We start from the raw sequence: 22250 nt of genomic DNA, 5'->3' as shown, positions 1-22250 counted from the left end.
CGGCGCGGCTATAATTGATTGGAATCGAGGCTGGTATTGAAGCTTAAGGTTTTAATTACTGGGGCGTCTGGGCAGGACGGCTATTACCTCATCAACCTGCTACGCCAGCATGGGTGTGTTGTGCACGCTCAGTCGCGCCGCGAGATGCATTCAAATGCGCACCTGGATGGCGCGCAATGGCATGCTGGCGACCTCACGAACCGCGAATTTCTCGGCGGCTTGATCTCCAACATACTGCCGGACGAAATTTATAATCTCGCCGCTATTTCACGCCCTATACAGAGCTGGGATGCGCCCGGGGTGACAGCCGATCTCAATGCTCTGGTCCCGCAGGATATTTGCGAGCTCCTGCTCAAGCACAAGCCGGACTGCCGCCTGTTCCAGGCGTCGTCGTCGGAAATTTTTGGCGACGCCCCCGGTCATGCTCAGAACGAGCAAGCATTGTGCGTTCCAAAATCGCCTTACGGCGCCGCGAAGCTCTATGCCCATCGCATCATAGGTGCGTATCGGGCGAAATACGGCCTGCATGTTTCGTGCGGCATTCTTTTCAATCATGAAAGCCCAAGGCGTCCGCTTTCCTTTGTGTCACAAAAAATCGCTTTTGCTGCGGCCGCTGTATCGCTCGGATTGAACGAAACGTCAGAAGCCGATGAGCGGGGGCTGCCGATCCTGCAGCATGGAAAGATAGCCCTCGGCGATCTGAGCGTGCGGAGAGACTTCGGTTTTGCTGGTGACTATGTGGAAGCCATGCGGTTGATCGTTCGGCATTCCGTCGCGGATGATTATGTCATTGGCACGGGCGAAGATCATTCGATAGAAGATTTTTGCAATCAGGCCTTCAGGCTGGTCGGCCGGAAATGGACCGACCACGTCGTTTTCGATGCCGGGTTGATGCGAAAGATCGATAGCCGCTATACGCGCGCCGACGCGACGAAGATCCAGACCGTATTGAACTGGCGGCCAAAGGTCGACTTTAAATCACTCGTTTCGATGATGGTGAACGCGCAAATTGCTTTCATCAAGAATAGCATGTCGTTGAATCGGAATCCGGGCAGTGACTACTACAGCGCTGAATGCTGATGCGAATTCTTCACGCTTACAAAGTTTATTTGCCCAGTGTCTACGGCGGCATTCCGTCGGTCATAGCAATGCTGGCGGCGCTTCCGAAGGGCTTCGAGACCAGGATCCTTGTCGCCTGTGAGCGCGGCATTGGATGCAACTACGAATTCCAGGGCGTGAACGTCGAGGCGGTTTCGTCGGTCGGAATGATTATGTCGACGCCGCTGGCGCCGACTTATCCGTTCAAGTTCCTCGAACGGGTAAAATCCTCGGACATCGTCGTTCACCACGCGCCCTTTCCGCTGACGGATCTGGCGGTTCTTCTGATGCCGAAGGATTCAATCCTGATTGTGCATTGGCATGCGGAGGTCGTCGGCCGGCCATGGCTGATGAGGGTTTTAGCGCCATTCATCCGGAATTCGCTTAAACGAGCTGACAAGATTATTGTGTCAAATCGCGTCATCATCGAAAATTCTCCGTTTCTCAAGGAATTTGAGGCGAAATGCGCTGTCGTACCTTATGGGTGTGACGACGCCTATTGGGGCGAGCTGGATCAGGCAGAGCAACTCGCTGCTGACGGCATTCAAAAAAAACATCCGAGACTCGTGCTCGCTGTCGGCCGGCTTGTGAGTTACAAAGGCCACGAGATTTTTCTTCGCGCCATGCAGAACGTTGATGCTGACGCCGTCATTATCGGCGAGGGAGCGCTCAAGGCCGATCTTATCAGATTGGCTGAAGAGCTTGGTGTTGCTGGTCGTGTGAAGTTTCTGGGGGCGCTGCAGCCGCACGAGGTCAAACAGTACATCCACGCGGCCAAGGTGCTTGCATTTCCTTCTGTCACGGAAGCCGAAGCTTTTGGGCTCGTGCAACTGGAGGCGATGTCCGCAGGCAAGCCGATCGTCAATACGGCTCTTGCAACGGCTGTCCCGTATGTCGCGCGCGACGGCAAGGAGGGGCTTACCGTTCCACCAAGTGAGCCGGTTGCGTTGGCTGAGGCCCTATGTCGCTTGCTGGACCAACCTGACTTTGCTGCCAAATTGGGGCAGGCGGCGAAAGAACGCGTTCGAAGTGAATTCAGCCAGACCCTGTTCCTCTCGCGCATGCAGGAGGTCTATAAGGACGTCTATCAACGCCGCCGTTCAGCCCGGTGAGGAATGGCGGACTATACCGAGCGGGTGGGTGAGTGTTGACGGCACGGCCAGGGCAGAGGCGGGGTCCGGCGGAGATGGCATTGCAGGATGCCGTCGATGGCCTCTCTTTGTGGGCGCTTTGGGGAAAGCTCGGCTGGAACGATATTCTGCAGCGTTACCGGCGTTCGTTGCTTGGTCCGCTTTGGCTGACGGCAAGTATGGCCGTCATGGTGGTCTCACTCGGTCTGGTTTATTCAAAGATTTTCAAGGCTGAGCTGCGCGACTTTATGCCCTTTCTCTGTGTTGGGCTGCTGGTCTGGGGATACATCAGCGCGATTTTGTCGGAATCCGGCGCGCTTTTCACAGGTGCTGAATCCTACATCAAGCAAATTCGCCTGCCATACTCTGTCTACGTGCTGCGCTTCATGTGGAGTAAGGTCATTGTCTTCGCGCACAATTTTGTAATCTACTTCGGCATCCTTGTTTACTTCCAGATATGGCCGGGCATTGCCGCGCTTTATGCCATTCCCGGCTTTCTGCTGGTGACGGTGAACGGCGCACTGACGAGCATGTATCTCGGCATGATGTCCGCACGTTTCCGCGATATCCCGCAGATCGTCGCGAGCTTCATTCAAATTGTATTTTTCATTACGCCGATCATGTGGAAGCCTGAGTTGCTTGGCGGACATGAAGACCTGATCAGGTTCAATCCATTTTTTCATCTTGTTGAAATCGTGCGTGCGCCACTGCTGGGGCAATTACCATCCGCGGGAAATTATTTGGCGGTTGCCTTGATCACGACGCTGAATGCCATTTTTGCGATTTTGTTCTTTGTCCGGTTTCGCGCTCGCATTTCATATTGGGTATAGACGGATGGTGCAGTCACATAGCGTCGACGCAGAGCAATCGGTTCTTCGGCTTGATAATGTGAGCGTGTCGTTTCCAGTTTATCATGGCGGCTCCCGCTCCCTGAAGAAGGCGATCCTTTCGCGGAGCTCGGCCGGCCGTATTGCCCGCGATGCCAACGATCGCATCACGATCGACGCATTGCGCGATATTTCATTTTCGCTCGATCGGGGGGACCGGCTCGCTCTGATCGGAGCGAACGGCGCAGGAAAAACAACCCTCTTGAGGGTGATGGCGGGGATCTACGAGCCTGTTGCAGGGACCGTGCAGATCCGTGGCCGAATTTCACCGATGTTTGATATCGGCCTTGGCATCGACAGCGATTTGAGCGGCTACGACAACATTCGGATGCGCGGTTTGTTGCTCGGCCTTTCGTCAAGGGAAATCGAGCGTCTGTTACCCTTGATTCTGGATTTTACCGAGCTTGGCGATTACCTCGACATGCCGGTGCGGACTTATTCTTCCGGAATGACTCTGCGGTTGACGTTCGCGGTCGCGACCTGTTTTGAGCCGGAAGTCCTGCTGATGGATGAGTGGATTCTCGCTGGAGATGCTCATTTCATGACGAAGGCGCGGGCGCGCATTGATTCTTTCATTCAAAAGGCGAGCGTTTTGGTGCTGGCGTCCCACAATCTGGAAGTGTGCCGCCGCTGGTGCAACAAGGGGCTTTGGATGGATCGCGGAAGCCTTAAGGCTTTCGGGTCGGTGGAAGATGTCATCGCCGCGTATTTGGCCGCCAGGCAATAAGAGATCAAGCTCGCTAGCTCCTGACCAGTCTCGATTCCAACTCGTGGATCCGATCCTGAAGGCTTTTGAAAGATGCAGTTACGTAGGCATCAAGGACATTGGCAGGCGTCGACAAATCGAGTCTCAGGGCCGGTTCTTCTGCGCGATAGTAGTACCGGTTTAGACCGTCAAACAGCGCGAAGCAGTAGCCGGCGTCGAACAGCAATCCCTCCCAATTGAACCATGATGGTTCATTTGTAAGAGGCTTTATAGATTCGACGATTACCACGCGTGGACGGAAAGCACGCCATTCGGCGCTCTCAATAACGCCACGCTCGCCCCCCTCAACATCGATTTTGAGAAAATCAACGGTTGGCGCGGCGTATCGGCTTGTAATTTCCGAGAGCGGCATGACTTCGACTTCGATCTGCTTCGTATCGAAATCTGAAATGGCATTGAATGAAGCCAGTCTTTCAGTGGTATCGACGAGACCGGAAAGTCCCGAGTCCCCATGCTGCAGGAATTGAGCTCTTCCACCTGTGGGCCCAACTGCAACCTTCAGGTTGATGTCCGCAGGGCGCCTTTCCATCAAGCGTGCATGATATAGATCCGTTGGTTCGATATTTATCCCTCGCCAGCCGTTCAGATAGAAATGCTTCGTCACGGAATCGAAGTCCGGATCCCATGCGCCGACATCGATGTAGAATCCAGTCCGCTGCCTGGAAAACGCCCGGTTGAGGATCACATCCTCGGCATTCTGGGCGTAAGAGATCATCGGTTCGGGCATCGCGCATCCTCGCTGCCGGCGTGGTTGGAGAGGTGGCCTGCTGACGCAGCCCGGCGTGACTAAGGCGGGACTGGTCGCTAGGCCTCGTTGGACGTTATGAATGGCCCTATGCTATCATTTGGCATTGAATTTTCCAGAAATGTTTGAGTTCGTTCGATGACCCTTTGGATTGACGTGACGGATCTCTATCATTGGGGTCTGGGTCATTTGACTGGAATTCAGCGCACATCTGCCAGCGTATTATCGGAATTGATGGCGGTGCGGGGAGATGTTCAGCTCTTCGCGTACGATCCGGCCGCGAAAGTCCTTCGTAAAATAGACGCTCACGCGCTTCCAGCCGTTGTTCGTCGCTATATTGGCGCCCGAACCGAGGCTGGCAGGGTATCTGGCAATCTGGCGGAGCCTGCGGCCCCTGCAGCCATACCCTCGCTTAGCATGCGCGGAGGTCTTGCTCGGGTGAAGCAGTATCTGAAACCCAGGCTTTGGTTTCTGAGGCCGGCTGTGCGACGCCTGAGGTCAGGCATCCAGCGTCAGAAAGGCCGATGGGCCGGTCCCGAAGCAGTTGAGATTGTCAAAGACTTCCGGCGGAGCACCCGAAGACTTTTAGATCTGATTTGGAGAAATGTTCTCGGCAGGGAGCGATCAACGGCATCGATGGTGCCGGCTGCGCTAGGAGAGGTTCCCCCGAAAACGATCCTGTTTCAGCCGGGCGATGTTTGCCTCTCGCTGTCAGCTACATGGGGATTCCCGCACTATGGCGACGTCATAGCGGCGAATAGTCGTGCGAGCGGGGCAAAGTGTATCAACATGCTTTACGATCTGATCCCGACACTTTTCCCGCAGTGGGTGTTGCCGGGCCATTCTCAAATGATAACGCTTTGGGTTCGTCAGCAGATTCAGAATGCGGACGTGGTCCTCACCATATCGAAGTTTCAAAAGGAGGAAATTTCCAAATTCATCGCGGCCGATAAACTTCCCGTTCGGCCTGTTGAAGTCATTCATCTTGGAGATAATCCGAAGTTCGTAACACCAGCTACGGCGAGTGCCTCCTTGCCCCTGCCGCGCTACGTTCCAGAGCGGAAGTTCGTGATTTGCGTCGCGACCATAGATGTAAGAAAAAACCATAGTTTGCTGTATCAAGTCTGGCGTCGCCTGACTGAAGAGCTTGGACCGGATTGTCCTCAACTTGTGCTGGTCGGCACAATCCATCTGCATGTGTCCGACTTCTTGCATCAGATCCGTAACGATCGGCTAGTCAACAGACTCATCGTCCATCTACACGACGTCGCCGATGAAGAACTTGCGTGGTACTATCGGCATTGCGCCTTCACTATCTACCCTTCTATCTATGAGGGCTGGGGGCTTCCTATTTCGGAAAGCCTGTCTCTCGGACGATATTGCATTGCCGGCAACAGAACGTCGCTGCCGGAGGCGGGTGGAGATCTTGTCGACTACTTTGATCCCCTCGATTTTGCCGGCTGTTACAAGCTCGTTTACAGGGCCGTGACAGATCCGGACTACGTCAGGCAGTGCGAGGAACGGATACGGACGAACTACGTGCCTCATACATGGGCCATGACGGCGGCGCATATTTCTGAGATTGTGGATCGGATCGGTGGCTTGGATCGGCAGGCGGCCGTCGGATAGTGTCTCGCCATGTATCAGAGTTCGACGGGTTTGTTGCCACTAGACATTCGTCGTCTGAGTAGATGCTCAGTCATCAAGAAAGTTCTGTCGCGCAGATGCTTGTAGGATTCGAATCCAGTATTCTGAATCGCTCGATGACGGGCGTCGCGAACTACACATTCAACATCGTTCGTAGCGTACTTGAGCTCGAGCCGAACCTGCGTTTTGCGGGATTTCGAGATTTGGACTGGCGCAGATTTGACCTTGCTGAAGCGGAAAAAATAGCGTTCTCCGAACGCAAGCGCGATGATGCCGAGACATCAAGCGCAAGTTCACTGACCCGTGTGAGGAGGCGTCTGCTTGACGACGTCGCGGGATTGCCAGGTTCACGCAAAGCTGCCGCAGTTTATCGCGAAATACGCAAGGGCAGATTTGCCTGGTCGGTGCAAAAGCAATCCCTTGACTTGTTTCATGCGTTCAACTTTCGCCCGCTGACCGATCCGGGGGTGCCGATACTTCCCGTGATCTATGACCTCTCGACGTTTCGGCATCCGGAATTTCATCCGGCCGATCGTGTCAAATGGCTTGAACCGCTGCGGCAGACGATCGAACGCGCGCCCCTGGTGCAAACCATCTCGAACTTCAGCAGGCGGGAAATTGCTGAGCTGTTCGCCTATCCCCTCGCGCAGATACTCGTTGCGCCGCCGGCCGCGGCGCCGCTATTTGCACCGCTCGGTGAAGAGAGAACGCAGCCGGGGCTCGACTTGCTCGGTCTGACATACGGGGAGTTCTTCCTCGTCGTGGGGACTCATGAGCCGCGTAAAAACATTCGAACTGTGATCCAGGCCTATTCGCAATTGACGTCGCGCGAGCGGGCGCGATGCCCGCTCGTGCTGGCGGGTGGAAGAGGCTGGGGCAAACTCGATCTGCCCGAGCCGACAGAGGCAATGGTCAGGAATGGATCGGTTCGATTTGTTCATGACATGACCGATCCGCAACTGCGAAATCTCTACGAGGGTGCGCGGTTGCTGTTGGCGCCATCGCTCTATGAGGGGTTCGGAATGCCGGTTGTCGAGGGACTGGCATGTGGGACGCCCGTGGCGCATAGCGCGGATACGGCGATGGATGAAATTTCCGGAAGCATAGGTCAGCGAGTTGGAGCCCTCGATGTGGACGGCTGGACTGACTTGCTCAAGGCTTCGATCAACACGACCGATCATACAGATCCCACGGGCCGGGCCGCACGGATCGCTCGCGCACACGAGTTTGACTGGCGGCGGAGCGCCAGCTTGGTCATCGATGCCTATCGGCGTATTGTGAACTGATGCTACTCGATCAGCGCGAACAGCCCTGGGGTGGAATGAAGCGGTATGAAAACACGAACTGCTTTCCAGTCCATGTTCGTTTGAGCGGAATCGAGACTTTGCTCTCGGCCGAGTAGGCCTTTCCAGGCAGGAATCTTGCCATTCGCTCTTTGAACTCGGGATCGGTATCCATCACGACGGCGCCGCCCCGGCGGAGCTTGTCGTCATTGTACCAGGTCGCTCCGGCGATTTCCCGATAGGCGAGGCTGGTCACGTCGCGCCCGGCCTCGATCCCGACGCCGTAAGTGGCTTGCCGGCCGCCAATGAAGTAGGCGGGTCCGCAGCTATATTTACTATCCCAATCCCTGAGGATCAGCCGCGCTGCTTCTGCGGTGGGCTCCTGCATCGCGCTATGGCTTGCGAATGCCGTAAAGACTATGGCAACGCCGATGCCGGCGACGAGATAGAGTCCTGCTATGGAAGGCACCACTGTGTGCTCCACCCAGCTTTTGCAACATTCGCTCCAGTTCATAAAAGGTGCGACGGCGAGGAAGGCCAGCATGATGTAGGGCGCAGCAAATCGCGCCAGAAAGTTGAGTCCGGCGATCATCACCAGCACCATGAGGGCGATGTGTGCAGACGCAGCCGTAAGGAGCAGAAAGCGGGACACCGGTAGCGGGTCAGACGCCGGAACGCGGATTTTCAGGAAACCCTTCCAGAGGCTGATAGCAAAGATTACATAACCCGGAAGTGCGAAGGTCAGATAACCCGCCAGAAGCTCGGCGACGCCGGCCAGGCGTTGCGAGAGCGGATTCTGAAAGTCGAAATGGTCGAGGCCATATTCGAAAGCCGCGCTATGTCTCAGAACGGCTACGACGTGAGGAAGGATCAGCGCCATACCTGTGGCGATCGCGACGTAGAAACCGGGACGTTTCAGCACCTGACGGCAGGATGGCAAAAGAAGAATCGCGCTTGCCATTCCGAAGAACAGCACCACCGCATTGTACTTTGTCAGCAAGGCCACGGCCGACCAGAAGCCGAACGCGATCCAGTCACGCATGCGATCGGATTGGACCGCGCGAAGAAAATGAAAGATGACCGCAGGCCAGGATGTGAGCTGGAGGATATCGGCGTTGAGCGCAAAGGAGAGAGGCGCGAAGATCGTGTACGACGATGTACCGTACAGAAAGGTAAAGAGCAGGGCGTTGTCGCGAGTCGTGGCCAGCAGAAGCGTGCGATAGAAGTAAACCAATCCGATCGCGATCAGCAGTTGTCCGGTCAGGATAGTGACCGCGGCGGATGTTCCGAACAGGCTGTCGACGATCCCGCCGATCCAGACCATCATCGGGGGATGGAATGGGGTGACGATTGGAAACTCCCGGCCCCAGGCGATCAACTCACGGGTATCGTACATCGCGGTCGGAAAGACGACGACGGCGAGCAGCACCGGCAACAGAAGCGCAAGCCCAAGAACGGCAAGCGCAGGACCGCGCCTCAGGCCTGAACGATGCTCACTGGGCATGACGTTGATGTGCCTCGATGCCTTGTAGATTCGCGTGTCTTCGCAGAGATAAATATAGCAATCGAGGTCGCGTGTCGGGCCCCGCGAGCGCGGGGGCGGGCGCGGGAGTCCTGCGCGTATTGACCCTCACGGGGATCGTCCGATACGCCTAGGGATCGCGGCTGAACGCCGCCGCAGCAGGTGAGATGACGCCGCGATGGCCTCGTTTCTCGATACGTGGCTCGAGGGTGTGGAGGAAGGCTGGGGGATTCCGGCTCTCCTCGCGCTGTTTGTACTTTTATGGACGGCGTTTCTGGGCATTGCCTACCTGAACGCCGATCTGCATCCGGACGTGATCGAAGCCTGGGTCATCGGGCGGACGCTGGATTGGGGCGGCGCCAAGCATCCGCCCTTGATGGGCTGGGTGACCCACGCATGGACGGTGGTTTTTCCGGTTCGTGACTGGTCGTTTCACCTTCTGGCGATGACCAATTCGGCCGTGGCGCTCTGGATCATCGACCTTACGACCCGCCGCTTCGCGAAAGGCGACAAGCGCGCGGTTGTTCTGCTGCTGCTCATGCTGCTGCCGATCTATCAATTTCAGGCCCAGCGCTTCAACGCGAACTCGGTGTTGTTCGCGGTCTGGCCGCTTGCGATCTATTGCTTCCTGCGGTCGTTCGAGACCCGGCAGGTGAGGTGGGCCGTGGCCGCCGGGCTGGCCGGTGCTCTTGCGATCCTCGGAAAGTACTATTCTGCGTTCCTGGTCTTCGGGTTCGTCTTCGCCGCCATCTGTCATCCGGCACGCCGGGCCTATTTTACGTCGCTGGCCCCGTGGACCTCCGCGGGCGCGGGCCTGCTGCTGCTTGCCCCTCACGTCCACTGGATGTTCACTTCCGGGATCAGTCCTTTTGGCTACGCGCTGGCGACCCATGGCGGCCTCCCGGCAGGCCGCGCCTTCCTGTCCGGCCTGAGCTTTCTGTTGGGGCTCGCTGCCACCCTGGCCCTGCCGGGGCTGGTCTGGGCCGCCATGATCCGCACACGCGCGGGGAAGTATCTCCGGGAGTTCAAGCCGCTGGATTCAGGCCTGCTGTTACTGGTTTTGGTGGCAATCGGCGCGATCATTTCCCCGCCTGCGGTAAGCCTGGTCCTCGGAAGCTCGCTCAGCCCGGTCTGGGCCTCGCCGGGGCTGTTTGTATTCGTTCTCGTCGCGGTCTGTGCTGCGCGATTTCCCATCGATCGGGCCGAGACGCGGCGGCTGGCCTTGGGCGTCCTTGCGCTGACCGTGATCGCGGTTCTGCTGGCGCCTGCGCATGCCTATTACCGCAACCTGCACCCGTTCAGCGAGGGGCGAAACTACTACAGCCTCGCGGCGGCCGAGGTGATGAAGCGCTGGCGCGAGATCTCGTCCAGTCCGCTGAAGACCGTCAGCGGCGACAAACTGGCGATGGCGCTGGCCTTTTACTCTCCGGACCATCCAGCCTTCACAATTCCTTTCAACCAGCAGTATGTCTGGCAAACGCCGTCCGAGGCGGCGCTGCGGGAGGGCTGGGCGACGATATGCCTTCCTGACGAGGAAACCTGTCAGGTCTGGTTGAAGCATCAGGTCGCGCCGGCCGCGCCAGGGGCCATCAGCTTCGATTTCGTGGTTCAGCCGCAGTGGTGGGGCTCGGCGGGCGTCCCGGCGCGGATTACCGGCCTCATTGTTCCGCCCCGCACGGTCCGCTGAGATGCAAACCGTCGCCGCCCAACTCCGCTCGCTGATGACAAGGCGAGGAGCTGTCCCGCTTTTGATTATTTGCCTATGGGCGATTGCTGCATTTCCGAACCTGTCGGTGCGATCGTTCATTTGGGAGGAAGGGACGAATGCCGAGATCGCGCGGGACATCCTGTCGAACGGCAACCTGCTTCAGCCCGAGGTCTATGGAGTCCGTTGGAACGAGAAGCCGTCGCTGCTGCCATGGCTAATCGCCGGAGTTGCGAAAATCACAGGCGAAATCAACGAATTTTCCGCGCGGTTGCCTGCGATGATCGCGGTGGTGCTGACGGCGCTGCTGGTTCAGTCACTGACGCGTCGCTACGCGAGCCTGAACGCATCGCTGCTTGCGGCGGTGCTGCTCATGTTTTCTCCGATGCTGTTGCAGAAGCTCGCGATCGCCGAGCCGGATACTCTTGTGACTCTGTTTTCGTTCGCCGCATTCATCGTCTGGTGGAATGGCGTTGAGGCCGGTCGCGTCGGCTGGGAGCGCTGGATCGGATGCGGGTTGTTACTCGCGGTCCTTGCCATGGCGAAAGGACCGCAGCCGGTGGGTTATTTTGCGCTCGGTGTTTCGGCCTATCTCGTCCTAACGCGTCGATGGCGAGATGTTCCCGGGCTGTTGGTTTGTTTGCTGATCCCGGCCGCTGTGACGATTGCTTGGGCCGCAGCGGTGTACCGGCCCGGCGATGAAGCGACATGGATCAGCTACGCGCGGCTGCGTTCAGCCCCAAGTTTCTCCGACTATATCTTTCGAAATACGGACGTCTTCCTGAGACTCGTTGTGGAATCGATGCCGGCGATCCTGTTAGCGCCCTTGCTCTGGCGTGCAAGGGTCACTGAGTGGAGTATCCCGCCCGTGGCGCTTCCACTCGCGCTCTATGCCGGCCTTTGCACCATCGCGGTGGTGTTCTGGCCGGGCTCTAACAGCCGCTACGCCATGCCATGCGTGCCCGCGATTGCGGTGCTTGCCGGATTTGCGTGGGATGCAATTGCAGGCACAAAGCATGCGTGGCTGCGGCGTATCACTTTGGCGATCGCATGCGGTTTGACCTCTATTCAGATTGTCCTCGCGAATCTGGTCATGCCCCTGTTCGCCGACAGGTTTGGTGGTTCGAGGATCGCTGGTCAGAGTATCGAACGCGCGATCCGCGCCAATCCAGCTCCCGCGTTTTGCACGGACCTCGCGACGAACCAGCTCTTCTACATGAGCGCAGGGCCGATCCGCTGCGTCGACCCAGCGGACTTGGGTTCGATTGTTGCACCTGCGTGGCTGATCGTGCCTCGCGAACAAGTGCCGCTGTTGGTGCAATTGAATCCTGACCGCAGCACGCGCGTCGCTGTGGAAACCGACTCCGGCTCCCGGTTGTCAGCCGTAAGGCTCGACAAACGGTGAGGCGGCAGGCGCCCGCCGAGCCACTTTGATCTTAAAGTTCAAAAATTGAATTGTGTGGGCGGGTTGGCTTGCCAGCCCGTGCCCGGACGCCTCTAACCTGATCCAGCAATTCAAATTGCCGATATTCAGAGTAATTCTTATCGCGCACTTCTTTTCCGCACCGCACGCGACGGTGCTTGACTAGTTCTAAAAAAGAACTGTAACATCTTACTCAATAATAGCGACCGAAAACGGCAGCACTTGAAACGAGCCTGCCCCGGCCGAGCGGGGAAGCGCAGGCGTTTTTCACACGGGAGGAGAAACGATGATCAAGAGATTGAAACTCGCGTCAGCCTTGTTACTGGCATTGTCTGCGTCTGCTTCCGCCAGCGAAATGCCCGGTGTTACGGCGACCGAAATCAAGGTCGGTGGTGTGTTCCCATTTAGCGGGCCGGCATCGTCGATCGGTCTTGTCGGCAGGGGCGTGCTTGCTTACGTGCAGTCGATCAACGATCGCGGCGGCATCAACGGCCGGAAAATCAATTACATCGCTTATGATGACGCTTATAGCCCTCCGAAGGCGGTCGAACATGTCCGCAAGCTGGTTGAGAGCGATGAAGTCGCCTTCATGTTTGGCCAGCTTGGCACGCCTGGCAACACGGCAACGGCAAAGTATCTAACTGGCAAGAAAGTTCCCGCGCTCGGCATTGTGAGCGGCTCGAACAAGTTCACGAACGTGACGGATTTTCCGATCACCACGACGAGTCTTGTCAGCTTCGATACCGAAGGAAAAATCTACGCGAAGTATTTGAACAAAACCCTGCCGGGCAAGAAATACGCGATCCTCTATCAGAACGATGATCTTGGAAAGGACTACGTCAATGCCTTCAAGGCGTTGATGAAGGACGAGTTCGACAAGCGCGTTGTCACCGCTGCCTATGAGATCGCCGATCCGACCGTGGATTCGCAGATCGTCAATCTGAAGAGTTCAGGCGCGGAAGCCCTGCTTGTTGCGGGGACGCCCAAGTTTGCCGCGCAAGCCATCCGCAAGGCTTCGGAAATAGGATGGAAGCCGACCTTGCTGCTGAATTATCCGTCGAGTTCGGTCGGCGCCACGCTCAAGCCCGCGGGCCTCGACAAGTCGATCGGCGTGATCGCCGGAACGATGACCAAGGATCCGACGGATTCGAAGTGGGACAACGACAAGGGGATGAAGGACTATCGCGCGTTCGTCGACAAGTACATGCCCGGTGTCGATATCTCCGATACGAACTACATTTTCGGCTACACCCAGGGAATGATCCTCGAGCAGATCATCAAGCAGTGCGGAAACGATTTGTCTCGCGAGAACATCCTTAAACAAGCGAAAAGCCTGAAGGATGTTGCTCTTCCAACGGCATTGCCGGGTGTTCTGATCAACACCAGCGCCACAGTCAATCAGGACTTCACCCAGATGCGTTTGCAGCGCTGGACGGGCGAGAACTGGGACCAGTTCAGCGACGTGCTCGACGCGAAGTCAGAATAATCTGAGAGAGAAGGCGGAGGCCGGCACTCTTCGGGGGAGGTGCCGGCCTCTTCGCTGACATGCTGCGTGAAATTCAAGGAGAGTGGCCGTGAAGGGCTTAATGCAAAATCAGCCGTTGCTGTTATCGTCGCTGTTGCGGCATGCGGACCGCTTTCATGCCAACACGGAAATCGTGTCGCGGACGGTCGAGGGGCCCATTCACCGCTACACCTATCGCGATGCCGCGCGGCGCACGCGTCAGCTTGCCAGCGCATTGCAGCGCTGGGGCGTTCAATACAGCGACCGGGTCGCCACCATGGCCTGGAACAACTACCGCCATTTCGAGCTCGAGCACGGCGTGACCGGCATGGGCGCGGTGTGGCATGCGATCAATCCAAGACTGATCCCGGCGCAGATCATCTACATTGCCAATCACGCCGAAGATAAAGTGCTGTTCTTCGAGAGTTCGTTCCTGCCGCTGGTGGAAAAGCTCGCACCTGAGCTGAAGACCGTCAGGCTGTTTGTCCTGATGGTGGATCGGGCGTCGATGCCCGCAGCGACGACAATTCCAAACCTGCAATGCTACGAGGATTTCATCAAAACCGGCGACGAGAATTTTGTCTGGCCGGAGTTCGACGAGCTATCGGCATCGTCGCTGTTCTATACCTCGGGAACCACGGGTAACCCCAAGGGCGTGCTTTACTCCCATCGGTCTGATCTGTTGCATGTTATCACGGAATGCGGAGCACACAGCTTCGGCTTCACAACGCAAGACACCATTTTGCCGATGACGCCGATGTTTCACGCCAACGGTGCGTGGGGCTTCACCTATGCACCACCGATGGTGGGCGCCAAGCTGGTATTGCCGGGACCGAAGCTCGATGCCGCAAGCGTCGCTGAATTGATCGAGACCGAAGGCGTTACGCTGACCGCCGGTGTCCCGACGCTTTACACCAAACTTCTCCAGCATTTTACGGAGCGGGGGCGTGGCGCCGGAACATTGAAGCGGATCGCGGTTGCGGGGTCCGCTCCGGCACCCAGCATGATGGAGGGCTTTGAGCGTCTCGGCGTTTCGGTCAATCACATCTGGGGAATGACGGAAACAAGCCCAACCGGCACCACCCCGCAGCCGTCGCGGAAGGTCGCAAAATTGTCCGCGCAGGAGCAGCTTCACCGCAAAACCATGCAGGGCCGGCCGCTTTTCGGCGTCGATGTGAAAATCGCCGACGAAAACGGAAACGAGATGCCGCGAGACGGCAAATCGAGCGGCCGCCTGATGGTTCGCGGTCCCTGGGTTCTCAGCGGTTACTACCGCGAAGAAAAGCCGTTGCTGGAAGACGGATGGTTCAATACCGGCGACCTCGCCGTAATGGACGATGACAATTACATTCAGCTCACCGATCGTGCCAAGGACGTCATCAAATCCGGCGGCGAGTGGATCAGCTCGATCGATGTCGAAAATCTGGCGATCGGCTGTCCCGGCGTGGCCGAAGCGGCTGTTATCGGTATTCCTCATCCGCAATGGGAGGAGCGTCCCCTGCTCATCGTGGTGCCGGCTGCCTCCGAACCGGCGACCGCAAAGTCGATCATCGCATTTCTGGAAGGGAAGATCGCCAAGTGGTGGATGCCGGACGATGTCATTTTCGTCGATGCGCTGACCTACGGCGCGACAGGCAAGGTGCAGAAGATGGAACTGCGCCAGCGCTTCGCTGGCCACTACACCTCAAAAAGGAGTGCTTAACGGCAAAGGCGCCAGAAAATATCTGGCGCCTTTGTTTCTATGGGTGGACGTGACTGTCTGTCAGATGGCGAGGTTCAAGCCGCACGAGCCTTTGCGCGTGATGCTTTTGCCTTGGCTACCTTCGCCGGCTTCGGCGGAATGATCTTCGGTCGCGCGCCCGGTCCGGGGTGGACGTGAACTTCCTTCGCCAGCAACGGCTCGTGGCATTCCGAGCAGATCATGACGGGGTTGAACTGGTGGCCGCACTTCTGATGTTCGTGAAGCAGCGGGCGGCCGCGCTCGTCGACCATGTGGATATCGCCCCAATGAACGATCGCCATCATGATCGGGTAGAGGTCGAGACCCTTCTGGGTCAGAATGTATTCGTGCCGCTTGGGCGATTCCTGATAGGCGACGCGCCGCAGGACGCCGAGACGGACCAGCTTCTTGAGGCGCTCGGCGAGGAGATGCCGGGTGATCCCGAGGGCGGACTGGAAAGCCTCGAACCGGCGGGTCCGCAGGAAGCATTCCCGCAGAATCAGGAGGCTCCAGCGGTCGCCGATCACCCCGATGGTGCGGGCCATGGAACACGGCTCTTCTTCAAGTTCATCCCATCTCATAGTCGTCTCCGGTTCGTACGCAGTGCTGATCGTTTATACCCTGCATGCGCACCATTCTAAATAGGCACTGAGTTGGACAAAAGTCCTATTTTGGACTGGCCCGGGTGTAAAATATGCACGGGAGGCCTGATCGAAATTGACAGTTCAATTTTAGAACTCTATGAATGGGTCGACGCTCCGGGCAAGGGCGAATGCAGAGAAAAAGCCACGTCGGTCGACGTGTGACAGAGGAGGAGAAGCGCTGTGGCCAGTCCCTTGAAGGTCGAGTTTCAGTTCGATTTCGGTAGCCCCAATGCCTATCTGGCAGAATACGCGATTCCGGGCATCGAGAAGCGCACCGGCGTCAAATTTGAATACGTCCCGGTGCTTCTGGGGGGTATCTACAAGGCGACCAACAACATGTCGCCGTCAGACTCGCTTCGCGGCATCAGGAACAAGCCGGAATACCAGGCGCTGGAAACGCAGCGTTTCCTCAAAAAGTACGGCATCACGAAGTTCAAGCAGAATCCGTTTTTTCCGGTCAATACATTGACGCTGATGCGGGTCGGCACTGCGGCGCAGTTCGAAAACATGTTCGAACCCTATTTCCGCGCTGCCTATCATCACATGTGGGAAGAGCCGAAGAAAATGGACGATCCGGAAGTGTTCCGGAACGCATTTCTGTCTTCCGGTATCGATATCGACCGGCTCTATGCACGCGCGCAGCAGGACGACGTGAAGAAGAGGCTGATCGAGGTCACGACCGATGCAGTGAACCGCGGCGCGTTCGGCTCACCGACCTTCTTCGTCGGCAAGGAAATGTTCTTCGGCAAGGACCAGCTTCGGGATGTCGAAGAGTCCATAGTCGAGCAACTCGGCGGGGCGAAGGCCAAATCCGCCTGATCGCGGCTGAAGGTCTCAAATAACTGTTCAGATCCAGCGGTAAGGCCGGCAGGCTGTCGCGCCAACGAAATCAGGGAAGAAGCAGATGCCTGGTCCTTTGAGTGGAGTTCGCGTTCTGGATTTGACGGCGGTGGTGTCGGGTCCTTACGCGACGATGTTCCTGGCGGATCAGGGCGCGGACGTGCTGAAGATCGAGCCGATCGGCGGCGATGGCACGCGGCGCAGCCGCACCCTGATCGATGCGGCCGGAGAGTTCTCCGCGCTGTTTGTGTCGTGCAACCGCGGCAAGCGTTCGCTGTCGATCGATATGAAGAGCGACGCGGGACGCGAGGTGCTGGCCAAGCTGGCATCGCAGGCGGACGTGCTGGTGCAGAACTTCCGCCCCGGCACGATGGAACGCCTCGGCCTCGGGCAGAAGGAACTGCGCGAGAAGTACCCGCGCCTGATCTACGTTTCCATCAGCGGGGTCGGCGACAGCGGGCCTTATGTCAAGAAGCGGGTCTATGATCCGATTGTCCAGGCCTTGTCCGGCTTTGCCGACATCCAGTCGCAGCCGGTGACCAACCGGCCGCAGATGATCCGCACCATCGTCTGCGACAAGACCACGTCGGTGTTCACCGCGCAGGCGGTGTCGTCGGCGCTGTATGCACGCGAGAAGACCGGCAAGGGCGACCACATCCAGGTCGCGATGCTCGACACCATGATCTCGTATCTATGGCCGGAAGGCATGATGCAGTACACCGTGGTCGGCTCCGAGGCGGCCGCGGCTGACCCCAACGACCGGCCGGACCTCGTGTTCCAGACGCTCGATGGTTACATCACCGCCGGCACCATCTCCGATTCCGAATGGCAGGGCTTCTGCAAGGCCTCGGGCGATCCGGAGCTTGCGAAGGACGAGCGGTTCGCGACGCCGAGCGCACGCTTCATCAATGCCACGGCGCGCATCAACAAGATGCAGGAGTACATCAGCCAGCGCACCACGGCCGAATGGCTGGAGCGTCTGGATGCCGCCGATGTGCCGTGTGCGCCGATCCTGCGGCGCAATGAGATCATCGGCAACGATCAGGTGGTGGCGCGCGGTCTGATCGAGGAGTTCGACCAGCCGACGGTGGGCCGGGTGCGGCAGCCGAAGCCCGCAGCGATCTTCGAGGTCAACAAGGCTGAGATCGGCGGTCCGGCGCCGCGTGTCGGCGAGCACTCCCGCGCCGTGCTGCGGGAACTCGGCTACAGCGACAGCGCCATCGACACAATGATCGCCGGCAAGGCCGTCAGGGCCGTCGGCTGAACAAATAAGGCCGACGGGATGTCGGCCTTATGATTCATGTGAGATCAAGCTGGTCGTTTGACCGGTTCGCCGGGAGCGGGCGGAACATTCGCGGCGTTGCCGCGCTGGTAGCCCGGCCGTTGCTGGATGCGCGCGAGATAGGGATGGGCATTGTCGCAGATGCCGACGCCGTAAGCGATCGCCCATTCGAGGCAGGTCGTCAGCAGAATGTCTGCGCTGGTGAACTGCTCACCCATCAAGAACGTCCGTCCGTCGTCGAGCGCGACTTCGACATGACGCAACTGTTCGCGAAAGTACTCTCCGGCCTTGGCGACGACGTCGGGGGCGACCCCGTAAATCGGCCCCAGTGCATTCGCGCTGTGACGTCGCATCACATACAGGCTGGTGGAATCCAGCTCGGTGACGATGAAGAAGCACCATTCCAGCCATTTGGCATAGGCCTGCTTGTCGTCGGGAATTAACGCCTTGTCCGGACTGCCATAGGTTCTTGAAAGATAAGCGACGATGGCAGCGCTTTCGCCGATTGAGAAATCGCCGTCCTGGAGCAGGGGGATTTTCTGGCGCGGGTTGAGTTTTGTGTATTCCGCCGTCTTGGTTTCGCCGGTGCGGGGACCGATGGCGTAGGTCTCGTACTTCAGCCCCAGTTCTGCCAGCGCCCAGTGCGGCCGAACGGTTCGGCTGGTTCCGACGCCCCACAGGGTGAGGTTCGGAGCGATCACCATGTCACCATGTCTCCACAGAGGGGCGCAGATCGAGTTCGTGGGTCCAGCCGTCGCGCGTCTGATGATGCGTGAACCAGTACGCGTCGGCAATGGAATCCGTTTTGGTCAGGCTGTCAGCGGGAATATCGCTCGCTTCGATGCCCTTTGCCGCCTTCATGCGCAGATGGATCGCCTCGCTGTCCACTGCGGCGTCGATCAGCAGATGAACGACATGGATGTTCTTGGGCCCAAGTTCGCGCGCCATTGCCTGGGCCACGGCACGGAGGCCAAATTTGGCTGACGAGAAGGCAGCGAAACCTTTTCCGCCGCGCACGCTCGCCGTCGCGCCGGTGAACAGAATGGTGCCGCGGCCGCGGGGCAGCATGTATTTGGCGGCTTCGCGGCCGACAAGAAAGCCGCCGTAACACGCCAGTTCCCATGCCTTGAAGAACAGCTTTTCGGTTGTTTCCAGAAGCGGCTTGTTGACGTTGGAGCCGGCGTTGTAGAGGCAAACCTCAATCGGCCCGATTTCCTTTTCGATGCGCGCAAACATGGCCTGCACCTCGGCTTCCTGACGGGCGTCCACGCTGATGGCGTGGACTTCGCATCCTTCAGCCTTCAACTCGTCGACAAGTGCTTGAGATTTCGAGGCTTCGCGGCGCGCCACGCAGACCTTGTATCCGCCCTTGGCGAATCGCCGTGCGACCGCCGCGCCGATGGCGTCACCCGCGCCGACCAGCAAAACCACGCCGTTGCCCTGAGCCAAGTCGTCTCTCCCATATAGTTCTTATTTGGTACTTTCTTTCATAGCGGCCATGCCGGCTGTTGTAAATGATTATCATCGCAATCCGTCGCAACCTATGGCCTATGGGCAGTCGCTCGCCAAACCGTGGCCTTCTGGCGCTGCATCAATTCAGATTGACTAGTTCTAAAAAAGAACGCTAACGTGCATCCACGTCAAGACCGCCGCCGAAGCGGTCGAAGAATATTGCCGGAGGATAAATTGGCTAGCGCTCAACCCGAATTCGATGTTTCCGACATTCTGGATGGATTGCCAGAGCGGCTACACGACACGATGGCACGCGCCGTCGCGGAAACCCCGGATCATCCAGCGCTGATCGAGGATGGCCGAGCCTGGTCCTATCGGCAACTGGCCGGCAATGTTGACCAAACCGCTGCATCGCTGACCGCATTGGGCATTCGTCCGGGCGACCGGATGATGATCGTCAGCGAGAATAGCATCGCGCTGGTGGCGCTTCTGCTGGCTGCCAGCAAGATCAACGCTTGGGCCATTGTTGTGAATCCGCGGCTATCGCCACGCGAGTTGGATCAGATTCGCGATCATAGCGGCTCGCGCCGCATGTTCTTCACGGCTGATATCTCCGGCGAGGCTGCGAGCCATGCGCAGCGCGTGGGCGCGGAGATCGCGAAGGTCGGTCCGCTCGACAATATCGGCGTCAGTGCGTTGAACGAGGCGACGACGCCGGAGCCTGTGGAAACCAGTCCGGCCAAGCAAGTGGCTGTCCTGATCTATACGTCCGGGACCACGGGGACGCCAAAAGGCGTCATGCTGACTCACGAGAATCTGCTGTTTAGCGCCAGGACCACGGCGCTGCTCAGGCAAATGGACAATCGGGACAAGCTCTACGTCGTTCTTCCCATCTCTCATATCGTCGGTGTTTCGCTGACTTTGATGACGCTGATGACAGGCGGCACCGTCCGGCTGGTCAGCAAGTACGATCCCGCAGCGCTTGCAAAGGCCATTGCGGAAGAAGGGATCACCATCCTCAATGGTGTGCCGGCGACCTATCAGCGCCTACTTGAGTACAAAAGGCTTTCCGGTGTCCCGAAGCTGAACAAGGGTTCGCTGCGATATATTGGCGTTGCTGGCGCGCCGCTCGATCCAGATTTGAAGTCCCGTGTCGAGGCAGAGCTTGGTCTGCCTCTGCTGAACGGATACGGCATCACCGAATGCGCGCCCGGGATTTCCGGCGTTCGGATCGAAGCGCCGCGCCCTGACAGTGCGGTCGGCCAGATTGTGCCGGGCGTGGAAGGGCGCATCATCGATCGCGACGGCAAGCTGGCCGCGAACGGAGCGGTGGGTGAACTTCATGTTCGCGGCAAGAACGTGATGCTCGGATACTACCGCGCGCCTGATTTGACAGAGAAGGTCATCGATCGCGATGGATGGTTCAATACCGGCGATCTGGCGTACCTCGACGGCGACTGCATGTTCATCGTCGGGCGCACCAAGGAAATGATCATTCGTTCGGGATTCAATGTTTATCCAGCCGAGGTGGAAGCGGTGCTTAGTTCGCACGATGCTGTTGTGCAGTCCGCAGTGGTGGGCCGCGCTGCCGATGGCAACGAAGAAGTTGTTGCGTTCGTTCAACTGCTGAAGGGGTCGAACGTGACGCCTTCCGAACTGATGGCCTTCGCAAGCAAGCAACTGACATCCTACAAGCGTCCGTCGCAGATCATTGTGCTTGATGCGCTGCCGGCGACATCTACTGGAAAGATATTGAAACACAAGCTAGCCGAGTCCTTGCGGGGAACGTGACGTTCGACATTCGGCGCAGCTCGAAACTTAAATCTCACTCGGACTTTTAGGAGAATGATCTTGCAGAAGCGAAACGCGACCGTGGCCGTCGTTGGCGCCGGTGATTTCATCGGCGGCGAGATCGCCAAGAAATTCGCCGCCGAAGGTTTCACGGTCTTTGTGGGACGGCGTCAGGGCGAGAAGCTTGAGCCGCTGATGAAGGAAATCCGGGACGCCGGCGGCACGGTGTTTGGCCGCTCGCTCGATGCGCGCAAGGAGGAGGAAATGGTTTCGTTCATTTCCGACGCCGACAAGCATGCGCCGCTGGAAGTTTGCATCTTCAACATTGGTGCCAACGTCAATTTTCCAATCGTCGAGACCACCGAACGTGTCTTCCGCAAGGTTTGGGAAATGGCCTGCTATTCAGGCTTCCTGGCCGGACGTGAAGCCGCTCGTGTGATGTTGCCGCGTGGCAAGGGAGCCATCTTCTTTACCGGCGCGACCGCAAGCTTGCGCGGTGGGTCGGGTTTTGCGGCCTTCGCCAGCGCCAAGTTCGGCCTTCGAGCCGTCGCTCAGGCGATAGCGCGCGAATTGGGGCCCAAGAACATCCATGTCGCCCACCTCATCATCGATTCGAGTGTCGACACCGAATGGGTACGGCAGCTGATCGCCAATCGCGAAGGCAAGGAAGCGATCGAGAATCTCGATCCGAACCGCCTGATGCGTCCGGCTGCGGTCGCAGAGACCTATTGGCAGCTTTATCAGCAGCCGCGCGATGCCTGGACGTTCGAGACCGAAATCCGCCCGTTCGGCGAGAAGTGGTAACGGAGCT

General features: G+C 58.2%; 19 protein-coding genes. 14 read left to right on the top strand and 5 right to left on the bottom strand.

Annotated elements, in window-relative coordinates; all coding sequences use genetic code 11:
- The first annotated feature begins 36 nt into the window (after positions 1-36).
- The 4 genes from AC1RM7_RS04280 (at position 37) to AC1RM7_RS04265 (ending at position 3842) form a co-directional block, all read left to right on the top strand.
- Entirely contained in the window at positions 37-1080 is a 1044-nt protein-coding gene (locus AC1RM7_RS04280; RefSeq protein WP_492838570.1) for a GDP-mannose 4,6-dehydratase, read from the top strand.
- Complete coding sequence (locus AC1RM7_RS04275) at positions 1074-2210, top strand: glycosyltransferase (RefSeq protein WP_492943876.1); 1137 nt, start codon at positions 1074-1076, stop codon at positions 2208-2210. Before AC1RM7_RS04280 ends, AC1RM7_RS04275 begins: the two co-directional genes overlap by 7 nt.
- 74 nt (positions 2211-2284) lie before the next feature.
- Complete coding sequence (locus tag AC1RM7_RS04270; protein ID WP_492838566.1) at positions 2285-3058, top strand: ABC transporter permease; 774 nt, start codon at positions 2285-2287, stop codon at positions 3056-3058.
- Positions 3059-3062: 4 nt separating this feature from the next.
- Positions 3063-3842: an ABC transporter ATP-binding protein gene (locus AC1RM7_RS04265; protein WP_492838564.1), complete on the top strand. Its 780-nt coding sequence runs from the start codon at positions 3063-3065 to the stop codon at positions 3840-3842.
- Between the two features lie 13 nt (positions 3843-3855).
- Here the strand turns inward: AC1RM7_RS04265 and AC1RM7_RS04260 are convergent, their stop codons facing one another.
- Positions 3856-4608, bottom strand: a complete 753-nt coding sequence (locus AC1RM7_RS04260) for an FkbM family methyltransferase (RefSeq protein WP_492838562.1) — start codon at positions 4606-4608, stop codon at positions 3856-3858.
- A gap of 156 nt (positions 4609-4764) precedes the next feature.
- Between AC1RM7_RS04260 and AC1RM7_RS04255 the strand changes: the two genes are divergently transcribed.
- Both AC1RM7_RS04255 and AC1RM7_RS04250 read left to right on the top strand, forming a co-directional pair.
- Complete coding sequence (locus AC1RM7_RS04255; RefSeq protein ID WP_024920755.1) at positions 4765-6255, top strand: glycosyltransferase family 4 protein; 1491 nt, start codon at positions 4765-4767, stop codon at positions 6253-6255.
- A gap of 134 nt (positions 6256-6389) precedes the next feature.
- Entirely contained in the window at positions 6390-7559 is a 1170-nt protein-coding gene (locus tag AC1RM7_RS04250; protein WP_024920756.1) for a glycosyltransferase family 4 protein, read from the top strand.
- A gap of 10 nt (positions 7560-7569) precedes the next feature.
- On the opposite strand, the gene AC1RM7_RS04245 is transcribed toward AC1RM7_RS04250, so the two are convergent.
- Positions 7570-9060, bottom strand: coding sequence for a glycosyltransferase family 39 protein (locus tag AC1RM7_RS04245; protein ID WP_492838559.1), 1491 nt, complete (start codon positions 9058-9060; stop codon positions 7570-7572).
- A 196-nt stretch (positions 9061-9256) separates the two neighbouring features.
- Between AC1RM7_RS04245 and AC1RM7_RS04240 the strand changes: the two genes are divergently transcribed.
- The 4 genes from AC1RM7_RS04240 to AC1RM7_RS04225 all read left to right on the top strand — a co-directional run bounded on the left by AC1RM7_RS04240 (position 9257) and on the right by AC1RM7_RS04225 (position 15412).
- Positions 9257-10765 (top strand): glycosyltransferase family 39 protein, encoded by a 1509-nt coding sequence (locus tag AC1RM7_RS04240; RefSeq protein ID WP_024921774.1) that lies wholly within the window; start codon positions 9257-9259, stop codon positions 10763-10765.
- Position 10766: 1 nt separating this feature from the next.
- Positions 10767-12188 (top strand): ArnT family glycosyltransferase, encoded by a 1422-nt coding sequence (locus AC1RM7_RS04235; RefSeq protein ID WP_034460194.1) that lies wholly within the window; start codon positions 10767-10769, stop codon positions 12186-12188.
- Between the two features lie 304 nt (positions 12189-12492).
- Positions 12493-13692 carry an ABC transporter substrate-binding protein gene (locus AC1RM7_RS04230; RefSeq protein WP_024921776.1) on the top strand — a complete coding sequence of 400 codons (1200 nt, stop codon included), beginning with the start codon at positions 12493-12495 and terminating at the stop codon, positions 13690-13692.
- 100 nt (positions 13693-13792) lie between these two features.
- Positions 13793-15412 carry a long-chain-fatty-acid--CoA ligase gene (locus AC1RM7_RS04225; RefSeq protein WP_034460191.1) on the top strand — a complete coding sequence of 540 codons (1620 nt, stop codon included), beginning with the start codon at positions 13793-13795 and terminating at the stop codon, positions 15410-15412.
- Between the two features lie 74 nt (positions 15413-15486).
- On the opposite strand, the gene AC1RM7_RS04220 is transcribed toward AC1RM7_RS04225, so the two are convergent.
- Positions 15487-16011 carry a winged helix-turn-helix transcriptional regulator gene (locus AC1RM7_RS04220; protein WP_024921778.1) on the bottom strand — a complete coding sequence of 175 codons (525 nt, stop codon included), beginning with the start codon at positions 16009-16011 and terminating at the stop codon, positions 15487-15489.
- Between the two features lie 243 nt (positions 16012-16254).
- Here AC1RM7_RS04220 and AC1RM7_RS04215 point away from each other — a divergent pair, with 243 nt between their 5' ends.
- Entirely contained in the window at positions 16255-16893 is a 639-nt protein-coding gene (locus AC1RM7_RS04215; protein WP_006020825.1) for a 2-hydroxychromene-2-carboxylate isomerase, read from the top strand.
- Between the two features lie 85 nt (positions 16894-16978).
- Positions 16979-18178: a CaiB/BaiF CoA transferase family protein gene (locus AC1RM7_RS04210; RefSeq protein ID WP_006020824.1), complete on the top strand. Its 1200-nt coding sequence runs from the start codon at positions 16979-16981 to the stop codon at positions 18176-18178.
- Between the two features lie 44 nt (positions 18179-18222).
- Here AC1RM7_RS04210 and AC1RM7_RS04205 read toward each other — a convergent pair whose 3' ends face one another.
- Entirely contained in the window at positions 18223-18900 is a 678-nt protein-coding gene (locus AC1RM7_RS04205; protein ID WP_192824449.1) for a glutathione S-transferase family protein, read from the bottom strand.
- 1 nt (position 18901) lies between these two features.
- Entirely contained in the window at positions 18902-19645 is a 744-nt protein-coding gene (locus AC1RM7_RS04200) for an SDR family NAD(P)-dependent oxidoreductase (protein WP_006020822.1), read from the bottom strand.
- 237 nt (positions 19646-19882) lie between these two features.
- On the opposite strand from AC1RM7_RS04200, the gene AC1RM7_RS04195 reads away from it, so the two are divergent.
- Together AC1RM7_RS04195 and AC1RM7_RS04190 are read left to right on the top strand one after the other, a co-directional pair.
- Positions 19883-21439 carry a class I adenylate-forming enzyme family protein gene (locus AC1RM7_RS04195; protein WP_024921780.1) on the top strand — a complete coding sequence of 519 codons (1557 nt, stop codon included), beginning with the start codon at positions 19883-19885 and terminating at the stop codon, positions 21437-21439.
- Between the two features lie 60 nt (positions 21440-21499).
- Entirely contained in the window at positions 21500-22243 is a 744-nt protein-coding gene (locus tag AC1RM7_RS04190; protein WP_006020820.1) for an SDR family NAD(P)-dependent oxidoreductase, read from the top strand.
- Positions 22244-22250: the final 7 nt, after the last annotated feature.

Source organism: Afipia sp. GW822-FHT03D08, assembly GCF_058801645.1.
This window is presented reverse-complemented; position numbering and strand designations above follow the sequence as displayed.

Bases quoted from the DNA above. Each gene is read 5' to 3' on its own strand.
- AC1RM7_RS04275 (WP_492943876.1), top strand. From the start codon at position 1,074: ATGCTGATGCGAATTCTTCACGCTTACAAAGTTTATTTGCCCAGTGTC.
- AC1RM7_RS04270 (WP_492838566.1), top strand. From the start codon at position 2,285: ATGGCATTGCAGGATGCCGTCGATGGCCTCTCTTTGTGGGCGCTTTGG.
- AC1RM7_RS04265 (WP_492838564.1), top strand. From the start codon at position 3,063: ATGGTGCAGTCACATAGCGTCGACGCAGAGCAATCGGTTCTTCGGCTT.
- AC1RM7_RS04260 (WP_492838562.1), bottom strand. From the start codon at position 4,608: ATGCCCGAACCGATGATCTCTTACGCCCAGAATGCCGAGGATGTGATC.
- AC1RM7_RS04255 (WP_024920755.1), top strand. From the start codon at position 4,765: ATGACCCTTTGGATTGACGTGACGGATCTCTATCATTGGGGTCTGGGT.
- AC1RM7_RS04250 (WP_024920756.1), top strand. From the start codon at position 6,390: ATGACGGGCGTCGCGAACTACACATTCAACATCGTTCGTAGCGTACTT.
- AC1RM7_RS04245 (WP_492838559.1), bottom strand. From the start codon at position 9,060: ATGCCCAGTGAGCATCGTTCAGGCCTGAGGCGCGGTCCTGCGCTTGCC.
- AC1RM7_RS04240 (WP_024921774.1), top strand. From the start codon at position 9,257: ATGGCCTCGTTTCTCGATACGTGGCTCGAGGGTGTGGAGGAAGGCTGG.
- AC1RM7_RS04235 (WP_034460194.1), top strand. From the start codon at position 10,767: ATGCAAACCGTCGCCGCCCAACTCCGCTCGCTGATGACAAGGCGAGGA.
- AC1RM7_RS04230 (WP_024921776.1), top strand. From the start codon at position 12,493: ATGATCAAGAGATTGAAACTCGCGTCAGCCTTGTTACTGGCATTGTCT.
- AC1RM7_RS04225 (WP_034460191.1), top strand. From the start codon at position 13,793: ATGCAAAATCAGCCGTTGCTGTTATCGTCGCTGTTGCGGCATGCGGAC.
- AC1RM7_RS04220 (WP_024921778.1), bottom strand. From the start codon at position 16,011: ATGAGATGGGATGAACTTGAAGAAGAGCCGTGTTCCATGGCCCGCACC.
- AC1RM7_RS04210 (WP_006020824.1), top strand. From the start codon at position 16,979: ATGCCTGGTCCTTTGAGTGGAGTTCGCGTTCTGGATTTGACGGCGGTG.
- AC1RM7_RS04205 (WP_192824449.1), bottom strand. From the start codon at position 18,900: ATGGTGATCGCTCCGAACCTCACCCTGTGGGGCGTCGGAACCAGCCGA.